General features: G+C 75.2%; 1 protein-coding gene. It reads left to right on the top strand.

Annotated elements, in window-relative coordinates; genetic code table 11:
- Positions 1 to 605 (top strand): thiamine pyrophosphate-dependent enzyme (locus tag E0D90_RS25960; protein ID WP_227870528.1); only part of this gene is annotated, 605 nt, incomplete at its 5' end.
- Between the last annotated feature and the right edge of the window lie 12 nt (positions 606 to 617).

Here is a 617-nt window from a genome sequence, read left to right as displayed (position 1 = left end):
CCGAACCCGCCGCGGGCGCGACGCTGACCATGCGCGACGCCGTCGCGGTGCTCGCCCCCCTGCTGCCCGACGGCGCCACCGTCGTGGTCGACGCCGGGAACTGCGGCGCCACCGTCATCCACCACCTGCCGACACCCCGCGGCGGCCGGCACATCGTCGCCCAGGGCATGGGCGGCATGGGACACAGCTTCGGCGCCGCCGTCGGCGCCTCCCTGGCCACCGGCGCGCCCACCTACGTCATCGCCGGCGACGGGTCGTTCCTGATGCACGGACTGGAGGTGCACACGGCGGCCGAACTCGGCCTGCCCATCACCTACCTCGTGCTCAACAACAACGCCCACGCCATGTGCCACACCCGCGAACAGGTCTTCTTCGCCGCCGACTACAGCTACAACCTCTTCGGCCCCGCCCGGATCGCCGACGGCGTCGGCGCGCTGCTCCCCGGCGTCACCGCCCGCCACGCCCGCGACGCCACCGAACTGCGCGCCGCGCTGGCCGAGACCGCACCCGGCGGAGGCCCCCGGCTGATCTCCGTGGACGTCGACCCCCGGGAGACGCCGCCCTTCGAACCGTTCCGCCGCCGCGAGGCCCCGGCCACGCCGTGACCTCCGCCGCAC

This window comes from Streptomyces otsuchiensis (assembly GCF_004305975.1).
GTDB lineage: Bacteria > Actinomycetota > Actinomycetes > Streptomycetales > Streptomycetaceae > Streptomyces > Streptomyces otsuchiensis.
This window is presented reverse-complemented; position numbering and strand designations above follow the sequence as displayed.